The sequence below is a fragment of the Ligilactobacillus sp. genome (genome assembly GCF_036846325.1).
In the GTDB taxonomy this organism is placed as follows: Bacteria; Bacillota; Bacilli; order Lactobacillales; family Lactobacillaceae; genus Ligilactobacillus.
In genome coordinates this window covers 1-2,529 of sequence record NZ_DAIUCE010000154.1, presented here as the reverse complement: position 1 = coordinate 2,529, position 2,529 = coordinate 1, and the positions used below count along the sequence as shown (strand labels likewise).

At 44.7% G+C, this 2,529-nt stretch carries 2 protein-coding genes; one reads left to right on the top strand and one right to left on the bottom strand.

From position 1 onward, the window contains the following. Positions 1–1,579: heavy metal translocating P-type ATPase (locus tag V7Z60_RS09600; protein WP_334117592.1), on the top strand; the 1,579-nt coding region annotated here is incomplete at its 5' end. Positions 1,580–1,711: 132 nt separating this feature from the next. Here V7Z60_RS09600 and V7Z60_RS09595 read toward each other — a convergent pair. Beyond that, the coding region (locus tag V7Z60_RS09595; RefSeq protein WP_334117591.1) for a glycosyltransferase family 2 protein at positions 1,712–2,529 on the bottom strand (818 nt) is incomplete at its 5' end.

Genomic DNA, 2,529 nt, shown 5'->3' with positions numbered 1-2,529 from the left:
GAAAAAAGCACACACGGAACTCAAGGCACTGCTTGACAATTCACCGCATGTCGCCCATCGTTTGAACGGGGATGAAACTGAAGACATTTCCGTTGATGAAGCAAACATCGGCGATAAGCTTGTCGTGCGTCCAGGGGAACTCGTTCCGGTCGATGGTCACGTTATTCTTGGTCAAAGCAGTCTGGATGAATCTTCTTTGACCGGAGAATCCGTCCCCGTAAGCAAAAAAGTCGGTGATGACATCTATTCCGGATCAGTCAACGGGGATGCTTCTTTAACGATGTTCGTCGATAAACTGGCTAAAGACAGTCAATACCAACGCTTGGTTCAATTGGTCAAAGAAGCCGACAGCAAACCCGGCAAATTCGTCAGAATGGCCGATCGATATGCGGTTCCGTTCACGGCGATTGCCGTAATTATCGCAGGGATTGCATGGTTCATCTCAAAAGATCCGGTCAGATTTGCAGAAGTTCTGGTCGTTGCTTCGCCTTGCCCGCTTATTTTGGCGGCACCGGTTGCCATCGTTTCCGGGATGAGTCGCTCATCAAGAAACGGCATCGTCATCAAAACGGGAGACGTCTTAGAAAAACTCGCAACGGCTAAAACCGCTGCATTTGACAAAACTGGAACCATTACAAGCGGGAAACTGACGATTGATTCGGTCGTTGCGCTAGACGACATTGATAAAAACAAGCTACTCGAACTTGCGGCAAGTTCAGAACAGGCAACAAACCACATTCTTGCACGTTCGCTCGTTTCTTACGCAAACGAACAAGGAATCGACCTCGATTCGCCGGAAGAGCTGCAAGAAGAAACCGGCAGGGGCATCAAAGCTCAAATCAACGGTCACAAAGTCATGGTCGGAAAACTTGAGTACGTCGCTCCAACGGACAAAATGGAGTCGTTGCCTGAAACTGCCATCTACGTTTCCGTCGATGACAAGCTTTGGGGATACGTGACCTTCCTTGATCATATCCGTAAGGAAGCTCCGGAAACCATGAAGTCACTGAAAGAACACGGCGTTGAACATCTCGTCATGCTGACGGGCGATCAAAGGGCAATCGCTGAAAAAATTGCTCCGCAAGTCGGAATTACCGACGTCAAGGCCGATCTGCTCCCAACAGACAAAATCAGCGCTTTGAAGAACGTTTCAAAAGACAAGCGCCCCGTCATCATGGTCGGAGACGGAGTCAATGATGCTCCTTCGCTTGCAACGGCAGACGTCGGAATCGCCATGGGCGCCAACGGATCAACGGCTGCGAGCGAATCGGCAGACATCGTTATTTTGAAAGACGATCTGTCAAAAGTTTCCAAAGCCGTCATAATTGCGCAAGATACCATGCGCATTGCTCGTCAGGCGGTTTTGATCGGCATCTTCATCTGCATCGGTTTGATGCTGATTGCAAGTACGGGCGTTATTCCGGCCCTTGTCGGCGCAATGTTCCAGGAAGTCGTTGATACCGTTTCGATTTTGTGGGGCTTGCGCGCAAGATACTCGAAAGAAAAATACCAGAAGGACAACAACGATCATCATAAAAAGCCGCATGGCAAAATGAACGGTCATGTGGCAATGAGTTAACAGTTTATCTGTTATATATTATTACGCTCCAAACGTCGAATCCAACGTTTGGAGTTTTTATTTTTTCTTGAAACGGACATGGTCAAACAACAAAAATCCTCCAAAAATTCTCAGCGTTTTTGGAGGATTTTGCTAGTTATTCATGATTTTTTTTCTATACTGCAACCAACAGAAACGATACACTGGATATCCCAGTTTCAAAAGAAGAAAAGCCATTTTATCTCTCTTGGGAGTGCGTGGATTCTTCGCGACTTCTTTTGAATTTAGATTAACGTAATTGATAATTTCACGACGTTTTTGCTCAAACTCAGGACCTTTTGCATACAACATCTGATTCAGCGTACTTAGCCTTGCATACACCTGTCGCCTCTTGGTGGCAGATTCCAGCTCAGGGTAAATCTCATTGACTTCCTTAGCCAAATTGTCGGCCATCTCAATCATATCAAGTTTATGTTCATTAAATTGACTGTTAACAATTGAAGAATCATGGAAGTTATATGTGTACTTTGATTTTCCATTAACAGCAATCTGATTGCATCTAAGCATCAGCTTATAAGTTACTCCAAGATCTTCAAAGAGTTTTCCAACGGGATACTCAATCCCTTGGAAGAGTTCCCTTTCATACAGTTTTCCCCACACTGACGTATCAATTACTTCATGATAAAGCATTCTTTCAATGCATTCTTTGCTTGAAAGGACCTTATCATCATCAAACTCAAGTCCATCCGCCAAATCGGCAACATCTCCGTTTTCATAGTGAACACGATGCGGACAAATCGACATTTTGCAATTATACTTAACCAAAAGATTATACAAAATTTCAACATAATCTTCATCAACACAATCATCTGGATCGACATAAGTCACATATTTACCCTTAGCATGCGCGATGCCATAATTTCTGGCATCTGAAATACCTCCGTTTTCTTTATGATAGACCACGACCCTCG